Raw genomic sequence first — 26,451 nt, 5'->3', positions numbered from 1 at the left:
TCTCTAGCATGGCCTGAGCGCTTCGCCCGCGGAGCGCTCACCTTTCCTTCATCCACCCAAGGGGTAACCATGCGACGTTTCATTCTCGGCTGCGTTCTGCTGAGCCTGTCCAGCACCATCCTTGCCGCTTCACCACGGCACAACAAGCCCATTCACGAGGTTGAGCACGCCAGCCATGTCCAGTTGGGTCAGCGCCCCTTCTTTCTGGTGGACGACATGACGGACAGCCCGTTGAAGCGGGAGTTGCAGCAGTGCGCCCGCAGAGGCCATTTCACGGCACGGGACTTCTCCATCGGTCACCGCGGGGCGGCCATGCAGTTCCCGGAACACACGATGGAGTCGTACGTGGCGGCCGCCCGCATGGGCGCCGGCATCGTCGAATGCGACGTGACCTTCACCAAGGACAAGGAACTGGTCTGCCGCCACGCGCAGAACGACCTCCACACCACCACCAACATCCTGGCCACACCGCTGGCCAGCAAATGCACGCAAGCCTTCGTGCCCGCCACACTGGACGCCAGCGGCAACCTGCTGACGCCGGCCACCGCCGAATGCCGCACCAGCGACATCACCCTGGCCGAGTTCAAGACCCTGCGCGGCAAGATGGATGCGTTCAATCCCCGCGCTCGCACGGTCGACGAATACCTGGGCGGGACCGCCAACTGGCGCACCGACCTGTATTCGGGCCCGACCAGCGGCACCTTGATGACGCACCAGGAAAGCATCGAGCTGTTCAAGCAACTCGGTGTGAAGATGACGCCCGAGCTCAAGAGCGCCAGCGTGACCATGCCTTTCGAAGGGTTCACGCAAGAGGCCTACGCGCAGAAGATGATCGACGAATACAAGCGCGCGGGCGTGCACCCCAACCGGGTGTGGCCGCAGTCGTTCGACGTGCGCGACGTGCTGTACTGGGTGCGCAACGAGCGCGCCTTCGGGCGTCAGGCCGTGTACCTCGACGACGCCAACACCGTGGCCGATCTTCCCAGCCAGGCCGAGCTGGTGAACTACAAGAGCCAGGGCATCAACATCGTGGCGCCCCCGATCTTCGCGCTGCTGAGCGCCGACGCATCGGGCCGGATCGTTCCCTCGCAGTACGCGCGCAACGCGCGCTCGGCCGGCCTGGACATCATCACCTGGACCCTGGAGCGCTCCGGCCTGCTGGCCGATGGCAACAACGGCTTCTACTACCAGACGTTCGACTCGGCCATCAAGACCGAGGGCGACATGCTGCGCGTGCTCGACGTGCTCGCGCGTGATGTGGGTGTCATCGGCGTGTTCTCGGACTGGCCGGCCACGACCACGTTCTACGCGAACTGCGCCAACCAGCGGTAGGCAGTGTCATCTGCGCGCGTGGCCTCAGGCCACCGCGGCAAGGTGGATGTAGAAGGTAGCGCCATGGCCGGGGCTGGACTCGGCCCACGGGCGTCCTCCGCTGTGGCTGTCGGATCGTTGTGGATCATGTCGTTGTCCAGGTGAATACCGGCGGTTGTCAAACGCCTGTCAGGGACGAGAGGCCCACTGCGACGAAAATGCTCTGCTTGCAGAGCGTGCGCCCGGATGACCAGGATCAGGAGCAAGCCCCTGGATCACAAGCTCGACGTGCAACGGAATGAACCCTTCGTCCAGGCGTCGGTCTGCCAGGGTTCCCGTGTCCATCACGCTTTGCTGAAGGCACAACATGAACATGGGCAGCAGCAGGGAATGCGCCACGACCTGCGCATCCATCTGCCGAAACTCGCCGTTGTCCATGCCTTGAAGGACCACCTCGACGATCAACGAGCGCAAGGGCGTCACCACCCCACTCAGCCAGCCTTCCATGATCTCGGGGAATCGCCGTGTCTCGGCAATCGCCAACTTCAGGACGCTACCGACGGTCTCGTCCTGAAGATGCGTCCAGACATCGGACAACGTGCGGCGCAACACGTCGGCGCTGGTGCCATCACGCCCGGCCGGGGGGCAAACCTTGCTGAGTGCTGCCAACGTGGGTGAGACGATGGCCGCCTGGAGCAGCATCTCCTTGCTGGGATAGTACAAATACAGCGTTCCCTTTGAGATGCCTGCCCGGGCGGCAATCTCTTCGATCCGCGTGGCGTCGAATCCCTTCTCGACAAACAGCGCGAGTGCCGCGTCGCGCAGTTCACTAGCGCGCGCATGCTTGCGTCTGCGACGGGCACGGGTGACGGCTGGTGGGTTCGTGTCGGTTGTCACTGCGCACTCCCCTGGGCCACAGCCTCCGGCGAATCCTGGTGCTCCATGGTTCCGGCGCTGGCGTCCAGGCTGCGCTGCAAACGCTGAAAGGCGGGCGATTCGCGCAGCGCCGCGCGACCGGCGGTCCTGAGCTCGCGCACCTGTCCCGGCAGGATCGTCAGGGCGGTCGGCACGCGCAGCACCGCGTGTCGGAGTCCGGGATCCTGGAGGTCGTGCAGGCTGACGTTGATCACGTGGATCTCGGCGTCGGGTGCGAACGGACTGCCCGGCTGGCTGCGGGCAGCCTGCAACTCCTCGGACAGGCGACGCGTGACGTCGCTCATCATCATGGTGGTCTCGATCGTCAGCCGTGCGCCGGCGCCGAACACCAGCGAGTCCAGCACCTGCGACGCTTTTGGCACACGGTCGCTCTTGTCGATGCGGTCGGTCGTGTCGCGCTCGGAGTTCACGCTGATCAGCACGATCTTGTGCACCGAGCCCGGTGGCAGTCCGCCGAAGGTGGCGCCCAGCGAGCCGGCGGCGACAACACGGTCCATCAGGCTGCGCACGCCCAGGTTGTCGACGACCCCTCCGTCGACGAGATGGATGTACGGCCGTTCCTCCGCGTTCTGATAGGAGCCGGCGATGAGCTGCAGCACACGGGCCGAGAGGTTCGGATCGGCCTGATGCGCTGCGTTCAAGGGCGCGGGTGGCTGGCAACTGCCGGCATAGTTCTTGACCGTCATCGGGCTCAGCAGCAGCGGCACCGAGGACGAAGCCGCGACCGCAAAGGACAGCGGCACGCTGTCGAGGTCGGAGCAGATCAGCGCGAACTGCTCGGGCGTGAACTCGAACGGCGCACCGGTGGTCAGGTCGGTGGCGGTGACGAGCAGGCGCCGCCGCGAGGATTGCGCCCGCAGATCACCGAAGGTCTTGCCTTGGAAGACGGTGTCGAGCTGTCGCGCCAGGACGTTGCTGCGGCCGTACCAGGGCGATGAGAGCTGGTAGGCGGTGCGCGGTGTCAGAAGAAGGTCATGGATCAGGTTGGACTGAAAGTTCACGAGCAGGAAATCGCGCTCGAAGCGCGTGAAGACGTCGTCGCCGAAGGCCGCGTAGTACCCCGCGAGGATGCTGCCGCCCGACACGCCGCTGACCAGCCCCACCTCGTCAAGCAAGGTCGTCGGTCGACCGTCCAGCTTGAATTGCGTGGCCTTCAGTTCTTCGAGCACACCCAGACCGAAGGCGGCGGCGCGCGCGCCGCCGCCTGACAGCGTGACCGCGGCGACGATCGTGGGCGCTGGCTCATGGGCGTCGACGACCGGAACCACGATCGGCGTCGAGGATGGGACGGGCGACGCCGCCGCGAAGGGCTGATTGATCCAGGGCCGCGCCGTCGAGCAGGCGCTCAGCAGCAGGACCGCTGTGCACACGAGCAACGTGCGCGTCCGTTGCCGGAATTTGAATGGTTTCATCGCTCGCTGATATCAGTTGGAATCGAACAGGAAAGTTCAGTTGCGAAAGGGCACGAGGCTGAACCCGTCGACGCCCTCGGTGCGGGCCAGGTCCTCGGCCAGCGCCGCGGGCGAAGTGGCCCGCGCGCGGTCCGGCGCCACCACGCAGAAGCGCCACACCGGCTGGCTGTTGGCGAAGGTGATGCGCAGGCTCTCGTGCAGCACGCGGTAGCCGCGGTCCTCTGCCGCCTGCGCCAGCGTCTGGAAGCTCGGCAGACCGGCGGCGCGAAAGGTGAGACACACCTCCAGCGTCGTGCGGCCCGGCAACCAGGCCTCCAGCCGTTGCAGCGCCGACATCGACAACATGCACAGCAGCGCCATCAACAGCGCGGCCGCATAAAAGCCCACCCCCAGCAACACGCCGATGGCGGCGGCGGCCCAGAGGGACGCTGCGGTGGTGAGCCCGCTGATGCTGAGCCCGTCCTTGAAGATGACGCCCGCACACAGGAAGCCGACGCCGGTGACCACCCCCTGCACCACGCGGGTGGGGTCGACCTGCAACGCGGCGCCCGCACCGCCGTACCACCAAGCGGGAAGGCCGACGAAGACCGTGAGTGCCGTCGAGGCCATGCAGACCAGGCCGTAAGTGCGCATGCCGGCCGCGCGGCCGTTGTACGAGCGTTCGTAGCCCACCAGCATGCCCAGCAACAGGGCGCCCACCAGGTTGAGCGCGATGAACGCGTTGGCGGCCAGGAAGCTGCTGCTCCAATAGTCTGAAAGGTGATCGAGCATGGCGGTGCTGTCGGAGGGGGTTGCCGGCCTGGATGGATGGAATGGCATCGCCCCCGACTCGACACAGTCGATTCGGGGGCGAAGGGCGCCAGGGTCGTCAGGGTCGTCAGGCAGCTGGCACCAGTTGGCCCTGGGTCGGGTCGGTGCCATCAGCCGGCTGATGGCGGCGGACCTTGAACCACGCGGCGTAGAGCGCCGGCACGAAGAAGATCGTGAGCAGGGTCGCGACGGTCAGACCGCCCATGATGGCGATCGCCATGGGTCCCCAGAACACGCTGCTCGTCAGCGGGATCATCGCGAGCACCGCGGCTGCGGCCGCCAGCACCACCGGGCGGGTCCGGTGGATCGCGGCGTCGAGCACTGCGTTCCACGGATCGCGGCCCTCGTTGATCTCGATCTGGATCTGGTCGATCAGGATCACCGAGTTGCGCATGATCATCCCGCCGAGCGCGATGATGCCGAGGATCGCGACGAAGCCCAGCGGCGCCTGGAACGCCAGCAGCGCGGGCACCACACCGATCAGGCCGAGCGGCGCCGTCAGCAGCACCATCCACATGCGGGAGAAGTCCTGCAACTGCAGCATCAGCAGCAGCATGATGGTGCCGAGCATCAGGGGGACCACGGCCAGCAACGCGTCGTTGGCCTTGGCGCTCTCCTCCACCGCGCCGCCCACGTCGATGCGGTAGCCCGACGGCAGCTTGGCCTGGATGTCCTTCAGCATCGGTCGGATCTCCTGCGTCGCGGTCACGCCCTGCTCGCCGTCCTTCACGTCGGCGCGCACGGTGATGGCCATGTCGCGGTTGCGGCGCCACAGCACCGGCTCTTCCAGCTCGTGCTGGACCGTCGCCACCTGCGACAGCGGCACGACCGTGCCCTGGCGGGTGTAGAGGTTGATGTCCTTCAGCGTGTCCAGGCTCAGACGCTCCTGCGGCACGGCACGGGCCACGATGTCGATCAGGTCCTCGCGCTCACGCAGTTGCGACAGGGTGGCGCCATTCATCACGGTCTGGGTCACCATCGAGACGTCGGTCGGCGTGAGGCCGAGCGCTCGCGCCTTGTCCTGGTCGATCTGCACCTTCATGGCGCGCACCGGGTCGTTCCAGTCGAGCTGCACATCACGCACCTTCGGGCTGGACGCCACCACCGCCTCCACCTCGCGGGCGATCTTGCGCACCATCTGTGTGTCGGGGCCGACCACGCGAAACTGCACCGGGAAGCCGACCGGTGGGCCCAGCTCCAGTCGGGTCACGCGAACCCAGGCCTGCGGGAACTGCTGGTCGGCCGACGCCATCAGCCTCGAGCGCACACGCTCACGCGCTTCCAGGTCGTGCGTCATCACGATCAACTGGGCATAACCCGTGTTCGGCAGCTCGGGGTTGAGTGCCAGGTAGAAGCGGGGCGCGCCGGCACCGGTGTAGGCGGTGAAGAACTTGACGTCCTCGTCCTTGGACAGCACCGCTTCCATCTTCTTCACCTGCTCGGTCGTCGCCGCGAAGGATGAGCCTTCCTTCAGGCGCAGGTCGATGACCAGCTCGGGCCGCGAGCTGTTGGGGAAGAACTGCTCCGGCACCAGCCGGGTGGCCACCAGCGCGAGGGCCAGGGCGGCGACCGTCGTGCCGATCACCAGCCAGCGGCGCTCGATTGCGCCGTCGATCCATCCGCGCAGCCTGCGATAGAACCTGGTGTCGTACGGGTCACCGGCATGGTGGTGCTGGCCCATGTCCTTGGGCAGGATCTTCATCGCGAGGTAAGGCGTGAAAATCCCTGAGCAGATCCACGACAGCAGCACCGCGGCGCCGACGATCCAGAAGATGCCGCCCGCGTACTCGCCGGTGGTTGACTGCGACAAACCGATCGGCAGGAAGCCGGCAGCGGTGATCAGTGCGCCGGTCAGGCGCGGCATCGCGGTGGCCTGGTAGGAAAACACGGCCGCCTTGTGCTGGTCCCAGCCGGCCTCCATCTTCACCACCATCATCTCGATGGCGATGATCGCGTCGTCCACCAGCAGACCCAGCGCGATGATGAGCGAGCCGAGCGAGATGCGCTCGAGATTCCAGCCCATCGCCAGCATCAGCAGCGCCACGCCGCCCAGCACCAGCGGCACCGAGGTCGCCACGACCAGGCCGGAGCGCCAGCCCAGGCTGGCCAGGCTCACGGCGATCACGATGATCAGCGCCTCCGCCAGTGAGCGTTCGAAGTCCCAGATCGCGTCTTTCACGGTGGTGGGCTGGTCGGCCACGCGCTCGAGCTCAACGCCGTGCGGCAGTTCGGACTGGATTTTCTCGACCGCGCTGTGCATGGCCGTGCCGAGCTCGACGATGTTGCCGTCATCGGTCATCGAGATGCCCACCATCAGCACCGGCTCGCCGTTGTGGCGCACGGTGTAGCTCGGCGGGTCTTCATACCCGCGCTGCACGGTCGCGATGTCGCCGAGCTTGATCGTGCGGCCGCCGGCCGTGATCGGCACGTTGCGGATGTCGTCGTCGCTCTTGAACTGACCGCTCACGCGCACCATCACGCGGTCACCCTCGGTGTCGATCTGGCCCGCGGGCAGCATCGCATTCTGGCTCTTCAGGCTCTCGGCGATCGCCAGCGGCGTGATGCCCAGCGCGGCCAGGCGCTCGTGCGAGAACTCCACAAAGACCCGCTTGGTCTGCTTGCCGATCACGTCGACCTTCTTGACCATCGGTACCTTGAGCATGCTGCGCTTGATGCCCTCGGCCGCATCCGACAGATCGGCGTGGTTCACACCGTCGCCCTTGACGGCGTACATCAATCCGTAGACATCGCCGTATTCGTCGTTGACGATCGGGCCGATCACGCCTTCGGGCAGTTCCAGACTCAGGTCATTGAGCTTCTTGCGCGCCTGGTACCAGGCCTCGGCCTGATCTGCCTTCGACGTGCCGCCCTTCACGGTGAGGGTCATGCCGCCGTAGCCCTGCCGGGCAAAGGTGACCACCTTGTCGAAGTTGTCGATCTGCTCGAGCTTCTTCTCCATGCGGTTGAGCACTTCGTCCTGCATCTGCTGGGCGGTCGCGCCCGGCCAGACGACACCGGCGGTCATCGACGGCACCGAGAAGTTCGGGTCTTCGAGCTGGCCCAGCTTGGTGAAACTGAACGCGCCGGCCACCGCGACGACGATGAGCAGGAACAGGACGACGGCGCGGTGGCCGAGCGCCCATTCGGTGAGGTTGAAGGATTTCATTTTGTGGCCACCTGCGCGTTGGCTTCGGCTGCGGTCGGCACTGCCACTCGCAGGCCGGGCGACATCTTCTGCACACCGGCCGTCACCACGAGCGTTCCCGCCGGCAGCCCGGAGACGAACACCTGTTCGTTGGCGAATCCGTTGACCTTGACGCTTGCGAGTTCCACGGTCGCCGAGGCTTCTTCCTTCGTGCTGCGCACGACCCACACCGCCGGCTGGCCGTTGTCTTGCGTGATCGCGGTTGCCGGAATGGCCGCCACTTGCGATTGCGCAACCGGGCGCTGGGCGAGCAGCGTGGCCGTTGCGCCCAGCGGCAGCATGCGGGCCGAGGCAGGCTTCAGGCGCGCCCGGTACGTGCGTGTCTGCGCGGCGGCTTGCGGCGCAAGCTCACGCAGCACCACGTCAAACGTTTCATCCGGCGCGCTCGCGAGCGCCGCCTTGAACTGCGCCTTGCGGAACCTGGCCACCTGGTCTTCCGGCACGTCCACCACGATCTCGGGCTCGCTGTCTCCCGCGATCGAGAGGACCGGCAGCCCTTCGGCGACCACCTGACCGACCTGGAAGCTCACGTCGGTGACAACGCCGTTGCGCGAGGCGCGCAGCACGGTGTACTTCAGCCGGTTGCGTGCGATGTCGAGCTTCTTCGTTTCCGCTTCGGCGTTGGCCTGCGCGGTCACCGCGGCGGTGCGTGCCCGTTCGCCGTCGGATTCGCTGACCGAGCCATCGACCTTCAGCGCCTCGAGGCGCTTGTGATCCGATTCGGCCTGGCGTGCCTGCGATGCGGCTGCGGCTGCAGCCTGCTGGGCAGCGTCCGCGGCCAGCTTGTAGTCGATGTCTTCGATCACGGCGAGAACGTCGCCCGCGCGGACGACCTGGCCCACCTCGACCTTGCGTTGCGCGATCTTGCCGCCGACGCGGAACGCTTCGTTCACCTCGTGGCGTGCACGCACGGTGGCGGCATAGCGGTTCGCCTGTTGGGCGGCATCAAAGCGCAGTTCGACGGTGCGAACGGGCCGAAGCACCTCGGCAGGCGGGGTTTTCGGGCTGCAGGCGGCCAGCATGGCCACCATGGGGATGGCCATCAAGGCCGCGGCGTGAGTGGTTTTCAAGGACAGCTCCTGATGACGATCATTGGGTTTTGGAAGGGGATTCGAAGGCTTGCCAGCCACCGCCGAGTGCCTTGAACAGGCGCACGCTGGCGAGTTGCAACTGGGTCTGGCTCTCGTTCGCACCAAGGCGAACGGAGAGGCGCGCGCGCTGCGCGTCGAGCAGCGGCAGCAGGTCGACCTGGCCGCGCTCGAACAGCGATTGCGCACGGCCCAGGGCTGCGTCCGCCGACGCGGCCGCAGCACTGAGCGATTCGGACCGCGTGCGCTCTTCACGCAGCCCGACCAGGGAGTTCTCGACATCCTCGAGCGCGCGCACGATGCCGTCTTCGTAGCGCGCGAGCGCTTCGGCCTGGCTGCTTTCGGCGATGTCGTTGATCGCCTGGGTGCGCCCGGCATTGAAGAGCGGCATGGCCAGCAGGGCCGACGCATTGGTGAAGCGCGAGGAACCGATGTCGATGCTGTTGAGCTCCAGGCTGTCGCGGCCAAACATGGCGCCAACAAACAGGCGCGGAAACCATTCGGCGGCGGCCTGCTGGCGACGGAAGTTCGCCGCTGTCAGTTGCGCCTTCATCGCAAGCAGATCCGGCCTGCGTTCAAGCAGGGAGGCCGGTTGGCCTGTGCGGGTGGCGGGCACAACGACCGCGCCGCTGAACGGCACGATGGCCGACGCCTGCCCCGCCTGGCCGCCAGTGAGCACCGCGATCCGATGCCTTGACACCGCTGCCAGCGTTTCGAGCGGCGGGATCGCCGCGCGCGCCTGCAAGGCCGCGGTCTGCGCACGCTCGACATCGAATGCCGTCGCCAGACCCACGCGCTGGCGGGCCGTGACGAGCCGCAGCGTCTCGTCCTGCGCGGTGGAGATTGCGCGCACGGTATCGAGTTGGCGTTGCGCGCCCACCAGCGTGAAGTAGTTCGTCGCCACGTCGCTCACGACGAGCAGGCGCACGCCCCGCTCGCCGTATTGGGCAGCCATGGCATCAGCCTCGGCGGCGGAGGCACCGGCCCGCACACGACCGGTGATGTCCAGCTCCCACGAGACGTCCAGGCCCACGGCCTGGCGGCTCGCGTCCGGGCTCTGCGCCTTGTAGGCCGCGCTGCGACCCGTGTCGCTGTATGAACCTTCCGCGGACAGGCCCACACTCGGCAACAGCGCGGATCGGCTGATCGTCTCTCCGGCACGGGCCGCCCGCACCCGCTGGGCGGCCATCTTGATGTCGCGGTTCTCGCTCGCTGCGCGGCGCACGAGCTGCGTGAGCACGGGATCGCCGAAGCTCTCCCACCAGGCGAGATCGGGCTCGTCTTCGATGGAGGTGGCCGCCGCGAATGTCGCGGGAACATCGATGGCATGTTGTGCGACCGGCGTGGCGCAGCCGGCCAATGTCAGGGCAACCAGCGTTGCGGCGGCCAGAGCGAGGCGCGTCGGGGGCGGCTTCTTCATTCGTTCTCCTTGGGACAGGGGTGGTTGGAGGCGCGGCGCTCGAGCCATGCCAGCAGCTCTTCGCTGCTGGCGAAATCGCAGCTGTCGCCGCTCGTCACATGCTCGATACGCCCCACCAGGCCGCCGCCTTGTGGCTGCGCGTCGCGATGCAGTCGCAACACGTAACGACCGGCGGAGGGGTAGATGGGATGAGGGTTCAGGACCATGACCGGTAGTCTCGGCGTGGCACCGACAGAAGTCGTCCAGCGGCGGTCACGGTTCGGTCCCGATTCGGTATCCGAGCCCCGAGGTCTCAAAGCCAGAAGAGCGGCTTGATCGCTCGATGAATCCACACACCCAGAGGAGAACTGCAAACCACCATGCTGAGCCACAGTTCCAGAAAACCTGAAGAGGGCGACCAACCAACACCGAATGCAAGCAAGCACAACAGGCCCGTACCCGCCGTCACCAGCCCCACAGCCGTCAGCGCTCGCTCCAGCGAGAACAATCGCGGTGAAAGCGCATTGATCCTGTTCCAGTCATCAGACTGTGTGATGTCCGGGCGTGGCCCACTCACACCACGATGAAGGCTCGGCACGCAGCGACCGACCGGGGAGTAGATGGGATGGACGTTCAGTACCATGACCGTAGTCTCGGCGCGGGACCGTCAGAAGTCGCACAGCGGCGGTCACGGTTCGGTCCCGATCCGGTATCCGAGCCTAGAATTCACACTTTGTGGCTCGGTATCGACGACTTGGTGGCGTCAAGGAAGTGGCGAAATTGACGGAACTGACGGAACTGACGGACAGCGGACCGCTTCGCACCCACTTCGGGCCCTTCCGGCTCGACGAAGCCGAAGCCATGCTCGAGCGTGACGGGCAACCCGTGGAGGTACCGCCCCGCGCGTTTCAGGTGCTGTGTGAACTGGCCCGGCGCCCGGGCCAGCTCGTGGCGAAGGACGCGCTGATCGACGCGGTCTGGGGACACCACCACCTCAACGAATCGGCACTCAAGAACATCGTGAGCCAGTTACGCCAGGCGCTGGGCGACGATGCACGCGAACCGCAGATCATCCAGACCGCTTCCCGCCGTGGCTATCGCTTCATCGCCACACTCACGCAGGACGTGGCCACACGGGCCAACACGACAACGAACGCCGCAACACTTCCCGTGACGGCAGGCGCGCCGCCTGCGCTGGATCCGACGCTCGTCGGGCGTGAGCGAGCCCTGGCGCAAATGAGCACAGCCTGGGCTGCGGCGCAACGCCAGCAGCGCCAGCTCGTGTTCGTGCTGGGCGAGGCGGGCACGGGCAAGAGCACGCTGGTCGAGCACTTCGTCGCCGCCTCGAGCGCCATCGTCGCCTTCGGCCAGTGCATCGAACACTACGGCAGCGGCGAGCCGTACATGCCGATTCTCGAAGCGCTGAACACACTCAGCCGCCTGCCCAGAGGTGACACGCTCATCCGGACCATGCGCGAAGTCGCGCCCACCTGGCTGCTTCAGATGCCCTGGTTCGTGAGCGACGAGGACCGGCAGACGCTGCAACGCGAGGCGGCGGGCGCAACGCAGGACCGCATGCTGCGCGAATTCGGAGAGCTGGTGGACCGCATGCCGCGCGAAGCGCCGGTGTTGCTCGTGCTCGAAGACCTGCACTGGAGCGACCACGCTACCGTGCAGCTGCTCGGCTACCTGGCGCACCGCCGCGGGCCGGCGGGCCTGATGGTTCTGGGCACGTTGCGCCCGACCGAGCTGGTGCTGGAAGACCATCCGCTCGGGAGCTTGCGGCAGCAGCTTCGTGCGCGCCGCCTGAGCATCGAGATCGATCTGGAATCGCTGTCCGAGGCGGACATCGGTGCATTGCTCGCCGCGCGCTTCGACGACGAAGCTCCCGAGACATTCGTGCGATCGCTGCACGCGCACACCTCGGGGCTGCCCTTGTTCGTTGTGAACGTGGTTGACGAGCTGGTGAGCGACGGCACGCTGGCGCGCCAGGGGGGGCGCTGGCGTTTTCCCGACGCGGCCGCATTGCCGGTGCCGCGCGATGTGCATGCGCTGATCGAGACCCAGATTGCGCGGCTGCCGGCCGAACACCAGCGGGCTCTCGGTGCCGCCAGTGTCAGCGGCGTCGAGTTTCTGGACGGACCGCTCGGGGAGGTGCTGGGCATGCCGGCCGACCACCTGCAGGGGCTGCTGGAGGAAGTCACCCGGCGTGTCAGCTGGCTTCGCTGCGCGGGCGTGCGATCGCTGGAGGGCGGCCGCATCTGCACGCGATACGCGTTCGCCCACACGATGTACCGCCATGTGCTGTACGAGAGACTCGCGCAGGCACAACGGCTTCAGTGGCACAGGCAGTGGGCGGCCGCGCTCGCTGTGGCCTATGGGTCATCGGCCGGCGAGATGGCGTCGGAACTGGCATTGCATTTCGAACGCGGGCAGCTTCCTGCGCCCGCGGCAGAGCAGCTCTCGATCGTCGCGGCGCGGGCGCTGGAGCGCGGCGCTGCAGTCGAGGCGCTGGCCGCTGCACAACACGGCCTGTTGCTCGGCGCCGGACAGTTGACCAAGGCGCTCGAACTCGAATTGCGCGTGCTCGAAGGTGTCGCCTTGACACGCATGCACGTCATCGCAGATCCGCGAGTGGCGCAAGCGTTCGCACGGGCCTTGGCCCTGCAGGCCGAAGGGGCATCCGCATGGCCGCGCGCACTGCAAGGCGCCTGGTGGGTTCACTACGCTCGAGGCGAACTGGGCGATGCGCGCTCGCTGGCAAACCAGATGCTGGCTCTGGCCGGTGGCGGCGACGTCGGACTGAGTTTGGCCGCACACAATGCGATGGGCTTCGTGAACCTGCTGAGCGGTGACATCGCGCGTGCGCGCGACGAACTTGAAACAGCCTTCAACATCCATGCGCGCGAGGGCATGCATCTTCCGCCCACGCACTACGTCCATGACCCCGGCGTCGAAGTCGCGAGTGGTCTGGCCCTGGCCTGCTGGCTCGCCGGCGAACCGAGGCGTGCACGCGATCTGGCGCGGTATGCGGCACAGCATGCGGCGTCCAGCCGCCATGCGCTGAGCGAAATGACTGCGCTGTCGGTGGAGGCCATCCTGCACGCTCTTGCTCACGAGTTCGATACCGTGTACCACCTCACCGAGCGCCTGTACGCCTTGATCCGCGACCATGGACTGCCCCCCGCGCGCAGCGACTTCGCGTGGTTGCATGGAAGCGCGCTGGTGGCGCGCGGACAGGTCGACGAGGGACTGCGTGAAATGCGAGATGCCGCCCACAGTGCCGAAGAGCTCGGCATGCGTTCAGGCCTGTGCGGCTTTCACCACCACCATGTACAGGCCTGCCTCGAAGCGGGCCAGGTCGGGCTGGCCCGTGCGTCGGTGGAGGAAGGCATCTCGCTGGCCACGCACCTCGGCGGGCACGTGGTGTTGCCGGGGCTGCTGACGCAGCACGCGGAGATGCTGGCCCGGGAAGGCCAGCAGGATGCCGCGACCCCGTGTTTGCGCGAGGCCATCGCCAGCGCACGTCAACGGGGATCGGCATTCTTCGAGCTGCTGGCGCTTGCTGCGGCACAGCGCCTGCACAACCCGGCCGCGGACCCTGCGCGGCTGCGCGAGCTGCTGGCGCTGTACGACGGGGATCCGTCGCCGAGGATCGCGGCGATGCGGGATGCCACCGGGCACGCCTAGCCGGCGCGGGCCTCAACCAGACTTTTGACGACCCGCCAGGCGCCGGGTCGATTTCGGCGGGTCTGGCTCCAGGGTCTCCAGCGTCCCGGTCAGCAATCCCCCGGAAAGCACTTCGACCGGCTTCAACGGCCTGTTGGCGATGCGCGCTGCGCTCCTCGCGTCCAGGCCCAGCCCGCGCAGCGCGGCGGCGGCGCTCTGTTCCGCGAAGTCAGGCTCGCAATCGGGCTCGAGCATGCGATGCGTCGCGCCGAGACCGGCACCCGTCACGATGTTGAGGGCCAGGGCAATGGGCATGCGCGCAAACCGCTCCAGGCGAATGCCCTCGGCGAGGTCCCGCTTCACAAAGTCGAGCAGCAGGTTCGGGCTTCGGGCGTCCGGCCACCCGAGCCGCACCAGGAAGGTGGCGGCCAGCGGGTGGTCAATGGCCAGCCTGGCCACGATGCGCAGGCCGGTGGACACCCGTTCAGCCGGGTCGTCGTAGCTCTGCACCACCGGCTCGGCCATGCGGATCAGCTCGTTGGCGACCTCGACGGCGAGGTCCCGCACCAACGCGTCGGGCGATGGAAAGTATTTGTAGAACGTGCCCCGCGACACCTCGGCGCCCGATATCACGTCGTCGATCGAGGTGGCGGCGGGACCTTTTTCAGCGATCAACCTCATCGCGCTCGCGAGCAGGCGGGCGCGCATGCGATCGCGGCGCTCGGCTGCAACGCGTTGACGGTGATCGTGTATTGGCATGGCCGGATTGTGCCCAGTGTCGGGGTAGGTATAAACGATAATATCGTCATGATGACATACTTGTCATCATGACATCTAGTTCATTATGTACCTCATCGATACCCCTTTCCCGCTCGAAGGACCTCACCATGAATGGATGCTCCCGAACCCCTCAACTCGCAGCAGTGCTCACCGTTGCCGCCATCCACACCGGCGCGCTGGCGGTCAATGGCGCGCTGCCCGGCGGCAACGGCATCAAGAACGCGGCCATGGGCGGCGCCTCGATCGCGCTGCCGCTTGACGCCGTGGCCGCGGCGAACAATCCCGCGGGCATCGCCTTCGTGCCGACCTCCACGACGCTCGGCCTGCAGGTGTTCCGCGGGCAGTCTTCCGCGAACTATGTGCTGCCGGGCAATCGTCTCGCGAACCGCCAGACCGAGCTGGCCCCCGAGGGCGGATTCAACTGGCACCTCAACTCCACCGTCACTTTCGGCATCAGCGTCTCGGGTGCTGGCGCGGGCTCCGACTACGGTCAGGCCGCCCTGCCGGTGCCCGGCGCCGGCACGGCGAAGACAACGCTTCGCGTCGCGGAATTCATTCCCACTGTGGCCTGGAAGCTCACGCCCGATCTGGCGCTGGGCCTGGGCCTGACGCTCGCCCGGCAACAGTTCGAAGCCGACGGCGTGATCGTTCCCGCTCCCGTGCCCGGCGGCTTGCTGCCGATCTCCGGTCGCGGCCGGCAAACCGCGAATGGCGTTGGCCTGAGAGCCGGTTTGCTGTGGAAGCCGGCGGCCGACTGGTCGCTCGGTGTCAACCTGAAGTCCCGGGTCCGCATGGGCCGACTCAGTGGCTACGACCAGGACTTGCTGGCCTACAGCGACGGGCGCCTCGACGTGCCGGCTCAATACGGCGTCGGCGTTGCATGGCAGGCCACCGAACGGCTCACCCTGGCGGCTGACTGGCTGCGCATCCTCTGGGGCGACATGAAGGCGATGAAGGACCCGAACGGTTTCGCCTGGCGCAACCAGCCTGTCCTGCGCTTCGGCGCGGCATGGCAGCTTGACGATCGCTGGACCGTGCGGGCCGGCTACAGCCGCAATCGCAGCCAGATCGACAGTTCCCGCACCGTGCAGAACCTGCTCGTGCCGTCGATCAACAAGGAAGCCTACACCGTGGGTCTGAGCTTGCGATTCGACCCGCACTCGGAATTGAACCTCGGCTACGAGCTGAACCCACGCACCACGCTGACGGGCACCGGCGCGAGCACCGGCACCTCCCTGACGAGCAAGGTCCGGATGTTCCTGCTCGGCTACCACCACACATTCTGAAGCGAGACCTACCATGAGAACTGCAACCACCGTGCTGCGGCAGCCCGAGTCGACGCGCGAAAGCCGACTGCCCGCGGATGTCCAACGACTGCCTCGACCGCCCGCCCTCGGTCGCGCCATCGAGCTGGCCTTCCTGCGCTGGGAAAAGCGCCAGTTGGCGCCCACCGAACGCTTCTGGCGCGACTTCGGCTTGTCGATCGTCAGCGCCACGCCACAGCGTCTGGTGGCCCGGGGCGCGGGGACCGCGCCCTGTATTGCCATCGCAGAGGTCGGCGCCAAGGATCGATTCGTCGGCCCCGCTTTCCTCATGTCGGCCGACACCGAGTTGCACCGCTACGTGGAGCAGATGGGGGCGCGCTGGCTGCCGCTTGACCGCTTGCCCGCGGGTGGCCGTGGTGTGGAACTGTTCGACCCCAGCGGACGCAGCGTCTGGCTGCTGCAGGATCAGCGGCGCCTGGCGCCGCTGCCGATGCGCGCAGCCGTCACGCCGAGCACGAACACGGCTCGAGACACGCCCCGCGTGAATCGCACGGTGCGCACGCCCATCGAGCCAGCCCGTGTCGTGCGGCTCGGCCACGTGGTCCTGCAGACGGTGGATTTCGCCCGCATGGCCGAGTGGTACCTGCGTGCGCTCGGGATGATCCCCACCGACGTGCAGGTCCTCGCCGACGGCAGCCCGAGCCTCGCGTTCTGCCGCCTTGATCTGGGCAACCAGCCCGCAGACCACCACACGCTCGTGATCGTCGGCGGCATCGAGGAAAAGGTCGAGCACACTGCCTACGAGGTGCTGGACCTGGATGCGCTCGGACAAGGCCAGCAGGTGCTGCGCGCCCAGGGCCACCGGCACATGTGGGGCATCGGTCGCCACCTGCTCGGCAGCCAGCTCTTCGACTATTGGTTCGACCCCGATGGCTTCGAGTACGAGCACTACACGGACGGCGACGTCTTCACTGCCGACGCCGAGACCTCCTACTCGCCACTCGAATTCGGCGGCATCTGGGCCTGGGGCGACGACGCGCCAGCCTCGATGAAACCCAGGAAGAACCTGCGCACGCTGCTGCAGGTGTTCAAGCTCGTGCGCCGCAAGGCCATCACGCCGCAGCGCCTGAAGTTCCTGAGCGCGGCACTCGATGCGCCCGCGCGGCCCTGGCTTTAACCAACCTCCAGAACCTGACCATGTCACGCACGATCATTCGCTACGCCGAAGGCGGTACGCCCCGCTGGGGTGTTCAGTTCGGACACCTCATTGCTCCCCTCGATGTCCATGCACCCAGCACCGGCGATCTGCTCTCCCGGCATTGGGACCTGCTCTGGGCGATCGCGCCCGAGAACGCCTCCGTGCCACTGGAGCGCGTCGAGGTCCTGTCGCCGGTCACCCAGCACCAGCAGTTCATCTGTCAGGGCGTCAACTACCGCAGCCACATCGCCGAGTCGGGCCTGCGCCTGGAGGACTTCCCCTTCAACACCATCTTCACCAAGGCGCCTTCGAGCATCACGGCCGCCGATGCCCCGGTGGTGCGTCCCGCGCATGTGCAGTTGCTCGACTACGAGATCGAGCTCGGCCTGGTGCTGCGCGCTCCGGTGCCCGCCGGAACAATGGTGGGTCCGGGCGACCTGCCGCGCTGGCTGGCCGGGGTGACGATCGTCAACGACCTGTCGGCGCGTGACGTGCAACTGCCGCAAGGCCAGTTCTACAAGGGCAAGAGCTATCGCGGCTTCGGCCCCGTCGGGCCCGCTCTGGTGCTGCTCACGCCGCAGGAATGGGCGCGCTGGCCGGAGCTGCACATGCGCCTGTCGGTCAACGGCCAGACGCGGCAGGACGCCTACTGCGCCGAGATGATCCACGGCCCCATGGCCACGCTCACCGAACTGGCGGCGCTGCAGGATCTGCACCCCGGCGATCTCATCGCCACCGGCACACCAGCGGGCTGCGCCGCGCGCGCGCCCGGCAAGCTGGTGATGTTCATCCTCAAGCACCTGATGAGCGACGCCGGCAAGTGGCGCGCGTTCATCGGCAAGGGGCGCTCCAACCCGGCCTATCTGCGCCCGGGCGACCGCATCAGCGCGTCGATCCGCACCGACGACGGGGCCATCGACCTGGGCGAGCAGACCACCGCCATCACCGCACCATGAACACAGGCTCCGCCCCTCCCCCAGCGACACGGCTCGAGACCGACATCCTGCTGGTGGGTCTCGGCCCAGTCGGCGCCGCGCTCGCCAATCTGCTCGGCCGCTACGGCGTGCGCGTGCTGGCCATCGACAAGGCAAACGCCATCTTCGAGAAGCCGCGCGCGATCGCGCTCGACAACGAGGCGCTGCGCATCCTGCAGATGGTCGGCGTGCGCGACGGCGAGTTCGCCACGGTCGCCATTCCCGAGGTGCAGTACCGCTCGCCGCTGTTCGGGCGCTTTGCCCGCATCAACAGCGCGGGCGTCATCGACGGACACCCCGCGCTCGTCACCTTTCACCAACCCGAGCTCGAGCGGCTGCTGCGCAGGAAGCTCGCGCAATTCCCCGGTGTGGAGGTGCGGCTCGGCGTCGAGCTGGAGGGCTTTGTCGACGATGGCCAGTTTGTCCGTGCCTGCCTCAAAGAAGCCACGGGCCAGCAGATCCAGGTGCGCGCGCAGTACATCGTCGGCACCGACGGCGCGAACTCGCTGGTGCGGCGCGCGCTCGGGCTGGAGTTCGAGGGCCGCAGCTTCCAGCAGGACTGGTTGATCGTCGACGCAATCGACGTGCCGGAGCCGATCGACCATGTCGAGTTCACCTGTTGCCCACGGCGCCCGACGCCACGCATGGTGGCGCCCGGCGGACGTCAGCGCTGGGAGTTCATGTTGCGCCCCGGCGAGAAGCCGGAAGAGATGGAGCGGCCGGAATCGGTGCGGCGCCTGCTCGCGCCCTGGTGCGACAGCGAGCGCATCCAGATTGAACGCACGGCGGTCTACCGATTTCATGCGCGCGAGGTGAAGCGCTTCTCCAAGGGCCGCTGCTTCCTCGCTGGCGACGCGGCGCACATCACGCCGCCCTTTGCCGGCCAGGGCCTGGTGGCCGGGCTGCGTGACGCGGCCAACCTGGCCTGGAAGCTCGCGGCGGTCGTGCGCGGGCAGGCGGACGAGCACATCCTCGACAGCTACGACACCGAACGTCGACCGCACGCAAAAAAGATCATTCGGCTGGCGCTGTTGCTCGGTGCCCTGGTGATGCCGCAGAACCGCGCCACCGCGTTCACGGTGCACGGGCTGATGAGCTTGATGCGCCTGCTGCCCGCGGGCCGCGCGCTGTTCGAGGACCTCAAGGTCAAGCCGCAGAACACCTTCGACGAAGGCCTGTTCTGGCGCAGGCATGGCAGCGAGCGGCTGCGCGCCGGGTCCATGCTGCCGCAGGGATGGGTACGCCTGGCCACCGCCCGCAGCCCGGTGCTGAGCGACGACGCGCTGGGCCTGCAATGGGCCTTGCTCGGCTTCGGCGTGGACCCCGCAGCCGATCTGCCGGCCAGCCTGCTTCACCGTTGGCAGTCGGCCGGCGGCCGGGTATGGCAGTGGTGCCAGCGATCGCAGGCCCAGCACCTCGCACCGCCCGAACGGCGGCTGGAGGCGATGGACGAATCGCTGCTGCCGCGCCGCGTTCCGCTGGGTTGGGTGGCCATCGTCAGGCCCGACCGCTGCGTGCTGGCCGAAGGGCCGGTGGCCGATGTCGAGGCGATGCTGGAGCGAGCGCTGGAGCTCGTCGCACCGCCCTCTTCGTCACCCACGTCTTCTGCTGCGGCCACAGGGGCGAGGCAGGTCAACAACATCCAGGAGCTTCAACATGCGGCGTGAGCTGATCTGTATCAACCCCACCTCCCCAGCGCGCCTGGCCGTGCGCAGCGTGGAGAAACCCCAACCCGGTCACGGCGAGGTGCTGGTGTGCGTGCAGGCGACCTCGGTGAACCCGATCGACGTCAAGCGCGCGGCGGGCTACGGTCAGCGCCTGCTGAGGCTCAAAGGCGCGGCGCACTTTCCGCTGGTGCTGGGCAACGACGTCGTCGGCGTTGTTGAAGCCCTCGGCTCAGGCGTGAAACGCTTTGCACCTGGTCAGCGCGTGTACGGCCTGGTGGGAACGGGCCGTGCGGGTGGCGCGCACGCTTCGCACGTTGTCGTGCCGCAAGATGGCCTGCTGAGCGCTCCCGACGACGCCGATCCCAGCGCACTGTCGGTGCTGCCGTATTCGTTCACGACGGCGTGGCTCGCGCTGCGTTCGACCGGCATTCGCGCTGACAACGCGCGCGACGCCCGCGTGCTGATACACGGCGCCAACGGTGGCCTGGGCCGCCTGGCCACGCAGGTGCTCCAGTCCTGGGGCAGCCGCATCACAGCCATCTGCGCAAAAGGTCACCGCCAAACCTGCCTGGACCTCGGCGCCGAGGTGGCCGTCGAATACGGACCGAACTGCATCGCCACGCTGCCCGCGGATTTCGACGTGGTGCTGAACTTCGCGAACTGGGACGACGATGCGCTGCTGGCGTCGCGCCTCGGCGCTAAGGCCTTGGGGCAGGCCACCACGGTTCACCCCCTGCTCGCGAACTTCGACCGGCTCGGTTGGCTGGGTGGTGCATGGGCCAGCCGGCAAGACAAGCGCCGGGTCCGCACCATCGTTGTTTCGCGCGCGCCCAAGGCCCGTTACGGCTGGACCATCTTCAAGCCCGACCGCGAGGCCCTCGAGGCGCTGGCACAACGCGTCAATGGCGGCAGGCTCGCGCTGCCGATCGGCGCCATCAAGCCCCTGACCCAGGCCCGCGCGGCGTTCGACCACGTGTCGGCGGGCCTTCCCGGCCGAGCGGTGCTTCTGCCATGACGCCCCACTTCAAGGACGCGACAACATGAACGGAATCGCCACCATGGCAGACGTGCTCGCTCTCGAAGCCGAACACGACGGTCTGCTGCCCAACAGCACCTACGAGATGATCGGCGCCGCAGCGCGCATCCACCGAGACGCGCCGGCGCTGTCGTTCTTCCTGCGTGTCGAAGACCATGCTCGGCCGGAAGTCTGGACCTACGAGACGCTGTTCAAGCGCATCACGGCAACAGCCAACTTCCTGCACGAACTGGGCGTTGGCGCCAACGACGTCGTCGCCTTCGTGCTGCCCAATCTGCCGCAGACGCACCTTGCGATCTGGGGTGGCCAGGCAGCCGGCATCGCCTTCGCGATCAACCCCATGCTGGAGCCCACGACCATCGCCGAGCTGCTTGCCGCTGGCCAGGCGAAGGTGCTGATCACGCTGGCGCCTGGCCCCGGCATGGACGTGTGGGCCAAGCTGCAGCCGCTGCTCGGCCGTGTCCCCAGCCTCGAGCACGTCGTGCTGGTCAACCTGGACTCCCGAGGCGTTCGGGTCACGGACGGGGCTTCGAGCGCGGCAGAGGGTCGCTTGTGCGTACACGACTTCACGGAGGGCCTGCAGCGGCAACCCGTGGACCGCCTGGTCAGCGGTCGCGTGATCCGCCCGGGCGACAAGTCGTCCTACTTCTGCACCGGTGGCACCACCGGCGCGCCCAAGATCGCGATGCGCACGCACGCGAACGAGGTGTCCAACGCGTGGAGCGTCGGCCAGCTCCTGGGTGATGGCATCTCGCCCGGCAAGACCCTCTTCTGTGGTCTCCCCCTGTTCCATGTCAACGGTGTCCTGGTCACCGGTTTGCTGCCGTTTTCACGCGGCGCCCACGTCATCCTCGGCACACCGTCGGGCTATCGCGGCGACGGTGTCATCCAGCGCTTCTGGGAGTTGGTCGAGCACCACCGGATCAACTTCTTCAGCGGCGTTCCGACGGTCTATGCGGCGCTCATGCAACAGCCGACGCAGGGCCGCAACCTCAGCTCGCTCGAATACGGGCTCTGTGGGGCGGCGCCGATGCCGGTGGAGCTCATGCGCGCGTTCCAGAAGTCGACCGGGCTGCAGATCCTCGAGGGGTACGGACTGACCGAAGGAACCTGCGTCAGCACCTGCAATCCCCCGCTGGGCGAGCGACGCAGCGGTTCGATCGGCCTGCGCCTGCCTTTGCAGGACATGAAAGCCGTCGTGCTGGACGACACAGGGGCGTACCTGCGCGACTGCAAGCCGGGCGAGGCAGGCGTGCTTGCGATCAGCGGACCCCACGTGTTTGCGGGCTACCGCGACCCCGAACAGGACACCGGGCTCTGGCTGGATCTGGGTGAAGGCCCACGCTGGATGAACACCGGTGACCTCGGTCGGCAAGACGCCGAAGGCTACTTCTACCTGACCGGTCGAAAGAAGGAACTCATCATCCGGGGTGGCCACAACATCGATCCCGCGAGCATCGAAGAGCCGCTGCACCGCCATCCCGCCGTGCAACTCGCCGCCGCGGTGGGTCGTCCGGACGTGCACGCGGGCGAACTGCCGGTCGCCTATGTGCAGCTCAAGCCTGGCGCCAGCGCGACCGAGGACGAGTTGATGTGCTTCGCGCGGGAACAGATCGGTGAACGCGCGGCGGTACCGAAAGCCATCAGACTGGTGCCTGCCATGCCACTGACCGGCGTCGGCAAGATCTTCAAGCCCGAGCTCCGGCAGCGCGAGATCGCGGATGCGCTTCGGGCAGCGCTGCGCGATTCGGGTGCGCCCGTTTCCAAGCTCAGGGTCATCAACGACCAGCGCCTCGGCGTCCAGGTCGAGGTCACGTTGGTGGACAGCCAGGCCACCGGCATTGCCCGCGCAGTGCTGGGGCAGTTCCCGTTCCGCTTCGAGGTGTCATGAACAAGCAGCGCATTGCACTTCAATCCGGCTTGTCGCCTTGCTCGTTCAGCCGGGCTGATCTTCAGGTTTCAGGCCCCGCCCGCCTCGGACGCGCTCGATGGCGTCATCGGCGAACTTTCTGGGGGTGACGACCCCCGAAGGGGACAACTCGGCTGACGCAGAGAGCCTGCGGCAGATGTCGTCGTAGGTGTCCAGCGTCATCAGCTTCCTGGCGCAGCGAACCACATGCTCGCCGGTGTCGTTTTCGATGGTTTCGTCCCGAGGCTCGTGCAGCGTGACAACGCATTCCCCATGCGGATTGCTCACCATGTCCTCGACCGTGGCGATGTGCGACACATCGACCAGTATTCGGCGCGGGGAATCGGCAAACACGATGTCGCTTTCGCTGATGGTGAGTTCGATGAAGGTTCGCTTCTCCATGGCAGTCAGCTCCACAGTGGTCACAGGGACGGGTGTCGACCGCTGGAGGGCATCACCCCTGTCCTGCGGGCCGGCGTCCGGCGCCCATCATGACCGACTTCGATCCCGAAGTCATCACGCTGCCAGGTGACTTCATCGCCTCGCGAAAAATCAGATCTTCCCGTCGGAAGGGCTGGCGCTCAGGTGCCGCGCAGCAGCGCGAGCTCGGCGTCGGCAACGTCCATGCGCACCATGCCCTTGGCCACCAGCACCTGGGCCAGCCGGTCGATCTCGTCGCCCACGGCGCCGGCCATCATGGCGATGTTCTGCGCGTGCAGGGCCATGTGACCCTTCTGAATGCCGGTGGTCGCCAGCGCCTTGAGCGCGGAGAAGTTCTGCGCCAGGCCCACGGCCGCGATGATGCGGGCCAGCTCCTCGGCGGTGCCCACGCCCAGGATCTTCAGGCCCAGCCGGGCGGTGGGGTGCACCTTGGTCGCGCCGCCCACCAGGCCCACGGCCATGGGCAGTTCGATCGTGCCGGCCAGGTCTCCGCTGGCGGTGGCTTCCCAGGCGGTGAGGCTGGCGTAGCGCCCGCCGCGCGCGGCGTAGGCGTGGGCACCGGCCTCCACGGCCCGCGTGTCGTTGCCGGTGGCCAGCACCACGGCGCTCACGCCGTTCATGATGCCCTTGTTGTGCGTGGCGGCGCGGTAGGGGTCCGCGTCGGCGAAGTGGTAGGCCGAGAGCATGGCGTCGCGCACCTCGGCGCCGCCGATGGCCTCCAGCGGCCACACGCAGCGTGCGCGCGCCAGGCGGCGGTCGGCCAGGTTGGAGAGGATGCGCAGGTTGGTGGTGCCCGAGGTCCACTGCGCGATGTGGGGGGCCAGCTTCTCCGCCATGGTGTTGACCGCGTTGGCGCCCATGGCGTCGCGCGTGTCCACGATGAGGTGGGTGATCACCATGGCGCCGCCGCGCGTGTCGAGCACGCGCACTTCGAGATCGCGAAAGCCACCACCGAGCTTCACCAGCACCGGGTCGCAGGCGTTGCACATGGCTCGGATGTCTTCCAGGCGCTCCAGGATGCGCAGGCGCGCGTGCTGCGGATCGCTCACGCCCGTGAGCTGGATCTGCGCAATCATCTGCGTGCCCGACATCGAGGTGACGAAGCCCCCCGCGTCGTAGCTCTGGCGCGCGGCATTGCACACCGCGGCCACCACCGAAGACTCCTCCGTGGCCATGGGCACCAGGCGGTCCCGGCCGTCGATGCGCAGGTTGGTCGCCACGCCCATGGGGATGTTCATGGTGCCGACGAAGTTCTCGATCATGTGGTCGGCGGTCTCGGCCGGCAGGTTGCCGGTTTGCGCCAGCTGGGCCTGGTCTTCGGCACTCAGGCCGGCGAACTGCGCCACGCGCTCGATGCGCTGGGTCACGCTCAGCTTGTGAAAGCCGCCGATGCGGCTGGAAGGGGTGGTGGTGTTCATGATTCGACCCTTGAAGGAGTGTGGAGCGTGCGTCAGCGCGAAGCCATCAGCTTCGGCAGCCAGGTGATGAGGTCGGGAAAGGCGGCGCAGATCAGCAGGCCGACGAACTGCAGGCCGAAGAAGGGCATGATTCCCCGGTAGACCGCGCCCATGCCGATGTGCTTGGGCAGCGTGCCCTTGATGTAGAACAGCGTGTAGCCGAAGGGTGGACTGATGTAGCCCATCTGGATGGTGATGGCGTAGAGCACGCCGAACCAGATCTCGTCGAAGCCGAGCAGGCGCACGATGGGCAGGAACACCGGCACCGTGAGCAGGATGATGCCGAGCTCGTCGAGCACCGTGCCCAGGAACACGAGCAGCAGCATCATGGCCACGAGGATCCACCAGCGGTTCACCTCCATGCCCTTGATGAATTCGAGCAAGGTGTCCGCGCCGCCCAGCCCGGTGAAGATCGCCACGTAAGCCTTGGCCCCGAGCGTGATCCACAGGATCATCGACGTGGCCTTGAGCGTGTCCACACCGGCCTGGCTGAGCATGGGCATGTTCAGCTTGCGCTTGAGCAAGGCCGGGATGATGGCCCCGGCCACGCCCACGGCCGCCGACTCGGTGGGTGTGGCGATGCCGAAGAAGATGGAGCCCAGGATGAGCACGATCAGCAGGCTGGGAAACACCAGCGCCTTGAGGGCCAGCAGCTTGTCGCGCAACGGTGCCTGCCGCGTGCTCGGGTCCAGCGGCACCCATTCGGGCTTGAGCCAGCCGACCACCACGATGTAGGCGATGTAGAGCGTGGCGAGTATCAGCCCGGGAATGAGGCCGGCGATCAGCATCTGGCCGATGGAGACCTGCGCCGTGACGGCGTAGACGATGGTCAGCACCGAGGGCGGGATGAGGATGCCCAGCGTGCCCGACGCGCAGATGGTGCCCAGGGCCAGTTCGGGCTTGTAGCCGCGCCGCAGCATCTCGGGCAAGGCCAGGATGCCCATGGCCGTGACCGCCGCGCCGACCACACCGGTCATGGCCGCCATGACCACGCAGATGATCACGGTGCCGATGGCCAGGCCGCCGCGCAGGCGGCCGAACCAGAGCTCCATGGCCTTGTACAAGTCCTCGATCACCCCCGAGCGCTGCAGGATGCAGGCCATGAGGATGAACAGCGGAATCGCCAGCAGCGCTTCCGACTTCATGGTGTCGTAGATCTGCAGCACCAGCACGATGACCGCGCTCGGTTCCCACAGCGTGACGATGAACAGCAGCGAGAGGCCGCCGAGCACGAAGGCGATCGGCAAACCGCTGAGCATGAACAGCGTGAGGCTGCCGAACATCAGCAGCAGGATGGTGTTCGGGGTCATGGGTGCGTCACCTCACCCTGTGGGGGTTCCACATCGGTGCGGAAGAACACCCGACACAACTCCACCACCGCCTGCAGCAGCATGAGCACCAAGGCCAGTGGCACCACCGCCTTGGCGGGCCAGATGGGCGGGTTCCAGGCCGAGAAACTGGTCTCGCGGTACTGCCACGCGCTCCAGGCCGATGGCCAGCTGAAATGGATGAGGATGGCGCAGAACAGGATGATCACGGGAAAGTTGACCAGGTCCATGCGGCGCTGCCATACCGGGCTCAGGCGCTGGCGCACGAGGTCCAGCGTGACGTGGCCGCGCAGGTGCAGCAGATGGGGGCCGCCGAGCAGGAAATACGGGCCGAACAGCAGCACCGCGAGTTCCATGGCCCACACGGTGGGGTCGTTGAACAGGTAGCGCCGCACGACCTCGTACAGCATCACGGGCACGACGATGGCCATGAGCCAGACGGTGACTTGAAAGATCGCGCGGTTCAGGCGCGTGACGGCCGAGGTGGCCGCCGACAACCAGGCGGGCATGGCGGTTTCCTTGAAGGAGAACGGGGGCGCCCCACCCCATCGGATGGCGGAACGGGG

At 67.1% G+C, this 26,451-nt stretch carries 21 protein-coding genes; 8 read left to right on the top strand and 13 right to left on the bottom strand.

Going from position 1 to position 26,451, the window contains the following annotated elements; translation table 11 throughout:
- Positions 1-69 precede the first annotated feature (69 nt).
- On the top strand, positions 70-1,332 hold the full coding sequence (locus tag V6M63_RS12530; protein ID WP_332742236.1) for a glycerophosphodiester phosphodiesterase family protein: 1,263 nt from the start codon (positions 70-72) through the stop codon (positions 1,330-1,332).
- 168 nt (positions 1,333-1,500) lie between these two features.
- Here the strand turns inward: V6M63_RS12530 and V6M63_RS12525 are convergent, their stop codons facing one another.
- From V6M63_RS12525 to V6M63_RS12490, 8 genes are all read right to left on the bottom strand, one after another.
- Positions 1,501-2,208, bottom strand: coding sequence for a TetR/AcrR family transcriptional regulator (locus V6M63_RS12525; protein ID WP_332742234.1), 708 nt, complete (start codon positions 2,206-2,208; stop codon positions 1,501-1,503).
- Complete coding sequence (locus V6M63_RS12520; protein ID WP_332742232.1) at positions 2,205-3,659, bottom strand: patatin-like phospholipase family protein; 1,455 nt, start codon at positions 3,657-3,659, stop codon at positions 2,205-2,207. Before V6M63_RS12520 ends, V6M63_RS12525 begins: the two co-directional genes overlap by 4 nt.
- A gap of 36 nt (positions 3,660-3,695) precedes the next feature.
- Positions 3,696-4,430 (bottom strand): MgtC/SapB family protein, encoded by a 735-nt coding sequence (locus V6M63_RS12515; protein ID WP_332742230.1) that lies wholly within the window; start codon positions 4,428-4,430, stop codon positions 3,696-3,698.
- Positions 4,431-4,536: 106 nt separating this feature from the next.
- On the bottom strand, positions 4,537-7,635 hold the full coding sequence (locus V6M63_RS12510; RefSeq protein WP_332742228.1) for an efflux RND transporter permease subunit: 3,099 nt from the start codon (positions 7,633-7,635) through the stop codon (positions 4,537-4,539).
- Positions 7,632-8,705, bottom strand: coding sequence for an efflux RND transporter periplasmic adaptor subunit (locus tag V6M63_RS12505; protein WP_332742226.1), 1,074 nt, complete (start codon positions 8,703-8,705; stop codon positions 7,632-7,634). The genes V6M63_RS12510 and V6M63_RS12505 overlap by 4 nt, the downstream gene beginning before the upstream one ends.
- A gap of 58 nt (positions 8,706-8,763) precedes the next feature.
- Complete coding sequence (locus V6M63_RS12500) at positions 8,764-10,182, bottom strand: TolC family protein (RefSeq protein ID WP_332742224.1); 1,419 nt, start codon at positions 10,180-10,182, stop codon at positions 8,764-8,766.
- Positions 10,179-10,388 (bottom strand): hypothetical protein, encoded by a 210-nt coding sequence (locus tag V6M63_RS12495; RefSeq protein ID WP_332742222.1) that lies wholly within the window; start codon positions 10,386-10,388, stop codon positions 10,179-10,181. Before V6M63_RS12495 ends, V6M63_RS12500 begins: the two co-directional genes overlap by 4 nt.
- Before the next feature lie 86 nt (positions 10,389-10,474).
- Positions 10,475-10,804: a hypothetical protein gene (locus V6M63_RS12490; protein WP_332742220.1), complete on the bottom strand. Its 330-nt coding sequence runs from the start codon at positions 10,802-10,804 to the stop codon at positions 10,475-10,477.
- Positions 10,805-10,941: 137 nt separating this feature from the next.
- Between V6M63_RS12490 and V6M63_RS12485 the strand changes: the two genes are divergently transcribed.
- A complete protein-coding gene (locus tag V6M63_RS12485) occupies positions 10,942-13,851 on the top strand; it encodes an ATP-binding protein (RefSeq protein ID WP_332742218.1) in 2,910 nt (969 codons plus the stop codon).
- 12 nt (positions 13,852-13,863) lie between these two features.
- On the opposite strand, the gene V6M63_RS12480 is transcribed toward V6M63_RS12485, so the two are convergent.
- Positions 13,864-14,589 carry a TetR/AcrR family transcriptional regulator gene (locus V6M63_RS12480; RefSeq protein ID WP_332742216.1) on the bottom strand — a complete coding sequence of 242 codons (726 nt, stop codon included), beginning with the start codon at positions 14,587-14,589 and terminating at the stop codon, positions 13,864-13,866.
- A gap of 164 nt (positions 14,590-14,753) precedes the next feature.
- Between V6M63_RS12480 and V6M63_RS12475 the strand changes: the two genes are divergently transcribed.
- The 6 genes from V6M63_RS12475 to V6M63_RS12450 are packed head-to-tail and all read left to right on the top strand — an operon-like array spanning position 14,754 to position 22,641.
- Entirely contained in the window at positions 14,754-15,896 is a 1,143-nt protein-coding gene (locus tag V6M63_RS12475; RefSeq protein WP_332742214.1) for an OmpP1/FadL family transporter, read from the top strand.
- 13 nt (positions 15,897-15,909) lie between these two features.
- Positions 15,910-17,052, top strand: coding sequence for a VOC family protein (locus tag V6M63_RS12470; protein WP_332742212.1), 1,143 nt, complete (start codon positions 15,910-15,912; stop codon positions 17,050-17,052).
- A gap of 20 nt (positions 17,053-17,072) precedes the next feature.
- Positions 17,073-18,029, top strand: coding sequence for a fumarylacetoacetate hydrolase family protein (locus tag V6M63_RS12465; protein WP_332742210.1), 957 nt, complete (start codon positions 17,073-17,075; stop codon positions 18,027-18,029).
- Entirely contained in the window at positions 18,026-19,714 is a 1,689-nt protein-coding gene (locus V6M63_RS12460) for a bifunctional 3-(3-hydroxy-phenyl)propionate/3-hydroxycinnamic acid hydroxylase (protein WP_332742208.1), read from the top strand. The genes V6M63_RS12465 and V6M63_RS12460 overlap by 4 nt, the downstream gene beginning before the upstream one ends.
- On the top strand, positions 19,704-20,729 hold the full coding sequence (locus V6M63_RS12455) for an alcohol dehydrogenase catalytic domain-containing protein (RefSeq protein ID WP_332742207.1): 1,026 nt from the start codon (positions 19,704-19,706) through the stop codon (positions 20,727-20,729). The genes V6M63_RS12460 and V6M63_RS12455 overlap by 11 nt, the downstream gene beginning before the upstream one ends.
- A 25-nt stretch (positions 20,730-20,754) precedes the next feature.
- Positions 20,755-22,641, top strand: a complete 1,887-nt coding sequence (locus V6M63_RS12450; RefSeq protein ID WP_332742205.1) for an acyl-CoA synthetase — start codon at positions 20,755-20,757, stop codon at positions 22,639-22,641.
- A 45-nt stretch (positions 22,642-22,686) separates the two neighbouring features.
- Here V6M63_RS12450 and V6M63_RS12445 read toward each other — a convergent pair whose 3' ends face one another.
- The 4 genes from V6M63_RS12445 to V6M63_RS12430 all read right to left on the bottom strand — a co-directional run bounded on the left by V6M63_RS12445 (position 22,687) and on the right by V6M63_RS12430 (position 26,394).
- On the bottom strand, positions 22,687-23,061 hold the full coding sequence (locus V6M63_RS12445) for a hypothetical protein (protein ID WP_332742203.1): 375 nt from the start codon (positions 23,059-23,061) through the stop codon (positions 22,687-22,689).
- A 179-nt stretch (positions 23,062-23,240) separates the two neighbouring features.
- Positions 23,241-24,518 carry a hydroxymethylglutaryl-CoA reductase, degradative gene (locus tag V6M63_RS12440; protein ID WP_332742201.1) on the bottom strand — a complete coding sequence of 426 codons (1,278 nt, stop codon included), beginning with the start codon at positions 24,516-24,518 and terminating at the stop codon, positions 23,241-23,243.
- A 32-nt stretch (positions 24,519-24,550) separates the two neighbouring features.
- A complete protein-coding gene (locus tag V6M63_RS12435) occupies positions 24,551-25,867 on the bottom strand; it encodes a TRAP transporter large permease (protein ID WP_332742199.1) in 1,317 nt (438 codons plus the stop codon).
- The gene (locus V6M63_RS12430) at positions 25,864-26,394 is read right to left on the bottom strand and encodes a TRAP transporter small permease subunit (protein ID WP_332742196.1); all 531 of its coding nucleotides are present in this window, start codon (positions 26,392-26,394) and stop codon (positions 25,864-25,866) included. The genes V6M63_RS12435 and V6M63_RS12430 overlap by 4 nt, the downstream gene beginning before the upstream one ends.
- Between the last annotated feature and the right edge of the window lie 57 nt (positions 26,395-26,451).

Source organism: Hydrogenophaga sp. (genome assembly GCF_036675665.1).
Taxonomy (GTDB): domain Bacteria; phylum Pseudomonadota; class Gammaproteobacteria; order Burkholderiales; family Burkholderiaceae_C; genus Hydrogenophaga.
Note: the sequence above shows the minus strand (reverse complement) of the source record. Positions and strands in the feature narration are given on the sequence as shown.

Coding starts and splice junctions, on each gene's coding strand:
- V6M63_RS12505 (WP_332742226.1), bottom strand. CDS start 8,705: ATGGTGGCCATGCTGGCCGCCTGCAGCCCGAAAACCCCGCCTGCCGAG.
- V6M63_RS12520 (WP_332742232.1), bottom strand. CDS start 3,659: ATGAAACCATTCAAATTCCGGCAACGGACGCGCACGTTGCTCGTGTGC.
- V6M63_RS12495 (WP_332742222.1), bottom strand. CDS start 10,388: ATGGTCCTGAACCCTCATCCCATCTACCCCTCCGCCGGTCGTTACGTG.
- V6M63_RS12460 (WP_332742208.1), top strand. CDS start 18,026: ATGAACACAGGCTCCGCCCCTCCCCCAGCGACACGGCTCGAGACCGAC.
- V6M63_RS12500 (WP_332742224.1), bottom strand. CDS start 10,182: ATGAAGAAGCCGCCCCCGACGCGCCTCGCTCTGGCCGCCGCAACGCTG.
- V6M63_RS12445 (WP_332742203.1), bottom strand. CDS start 23,061: ATGGAGAAGCGAACCTTCATCGAACTCACCATCAGCGAAAGCGACATC.
- V6M63_RS12465 (WP_332742210.1), top strand. CDS start 17,073: ATGTCACGCACGATCATTCGCTACGCCGAAGGCGGTACGCCCCGCTGG.
- V6M63_RS12480 (WP_332742216.1), bottom strand. CDS start 14,589: ATGCCAATACACGATCACCGTCAACGCGTTGCAGCCGAGCGCCGCGAT.
- V6M63_RS12430 (WP_332742196.1), bottom strand. CDS start 26,394: ATGCCCGCCTGGTTGTCGGCGGCCACCTCGGCCGTCACGCGCCTGAAC.
- V6M63_RS12490 (WP_332742220.1), bottom strand. CDS start 10,804: ATGGTACTGAACGTCCATCCCATCTACTCCCCGGTCGGTCGCTGCGTG.
- V6M63_RS12435 (WP_332742199.1), bottom strand. CDS start 25,867: ATGACCCCGAACACCATCCTGCTGCTGATGTTCGGCAGCCTCACGCTG.
- V6M63_RS12440 (WP_332742201.1), bottom strand. CDS start 24,518: ATGAACACCACCACCCCTTCCAGCCGCATCGGCGGCTTTCACAAGCTG.
- V6M63_RS12510 (WP_332742228.1), bottom strand. CDS start 7,635: ATGAAATCCTTCAACCTCACCGAATGGGCGCTCGGCCACCGCGCCGTC.
- V6M63_RS12515 (WP_332742230.1), bottom strand. CDS start 4,430: ATGCTCGATCACCTTTCAGACTATTGGAGCAGCAGCTTCCTGGCCGCC.
- V6M63_RS12450 (WP_332742205.1), top strand. CDS start 20,755: ATGAACGGAATCGCCACCATGGCAGACGTGCTCGCTCTCGAAGCCGAA.
- V6M63_RS12455 (WP_332742207.1), top strand. CDS start 19,704: ATGCGGCGTGAGCTGATCTGTATCAACCCCACCTCCCCAGCGCGCCTG.
- V6M63_RS12530 (WP_332742236.1), top strand. CDS start 70: ATGCGACGTTTCATTCTCGGCTGCGTTCTGCTGAGCCTGTCCAGCACC.
- V6M63_RS12470 (WP_332742212.1), top strand. CDS start 15,910: ATGAGAACTGCAACCACCGTGCTGCGGCAGCCCGAGTCGACGCGCGAA.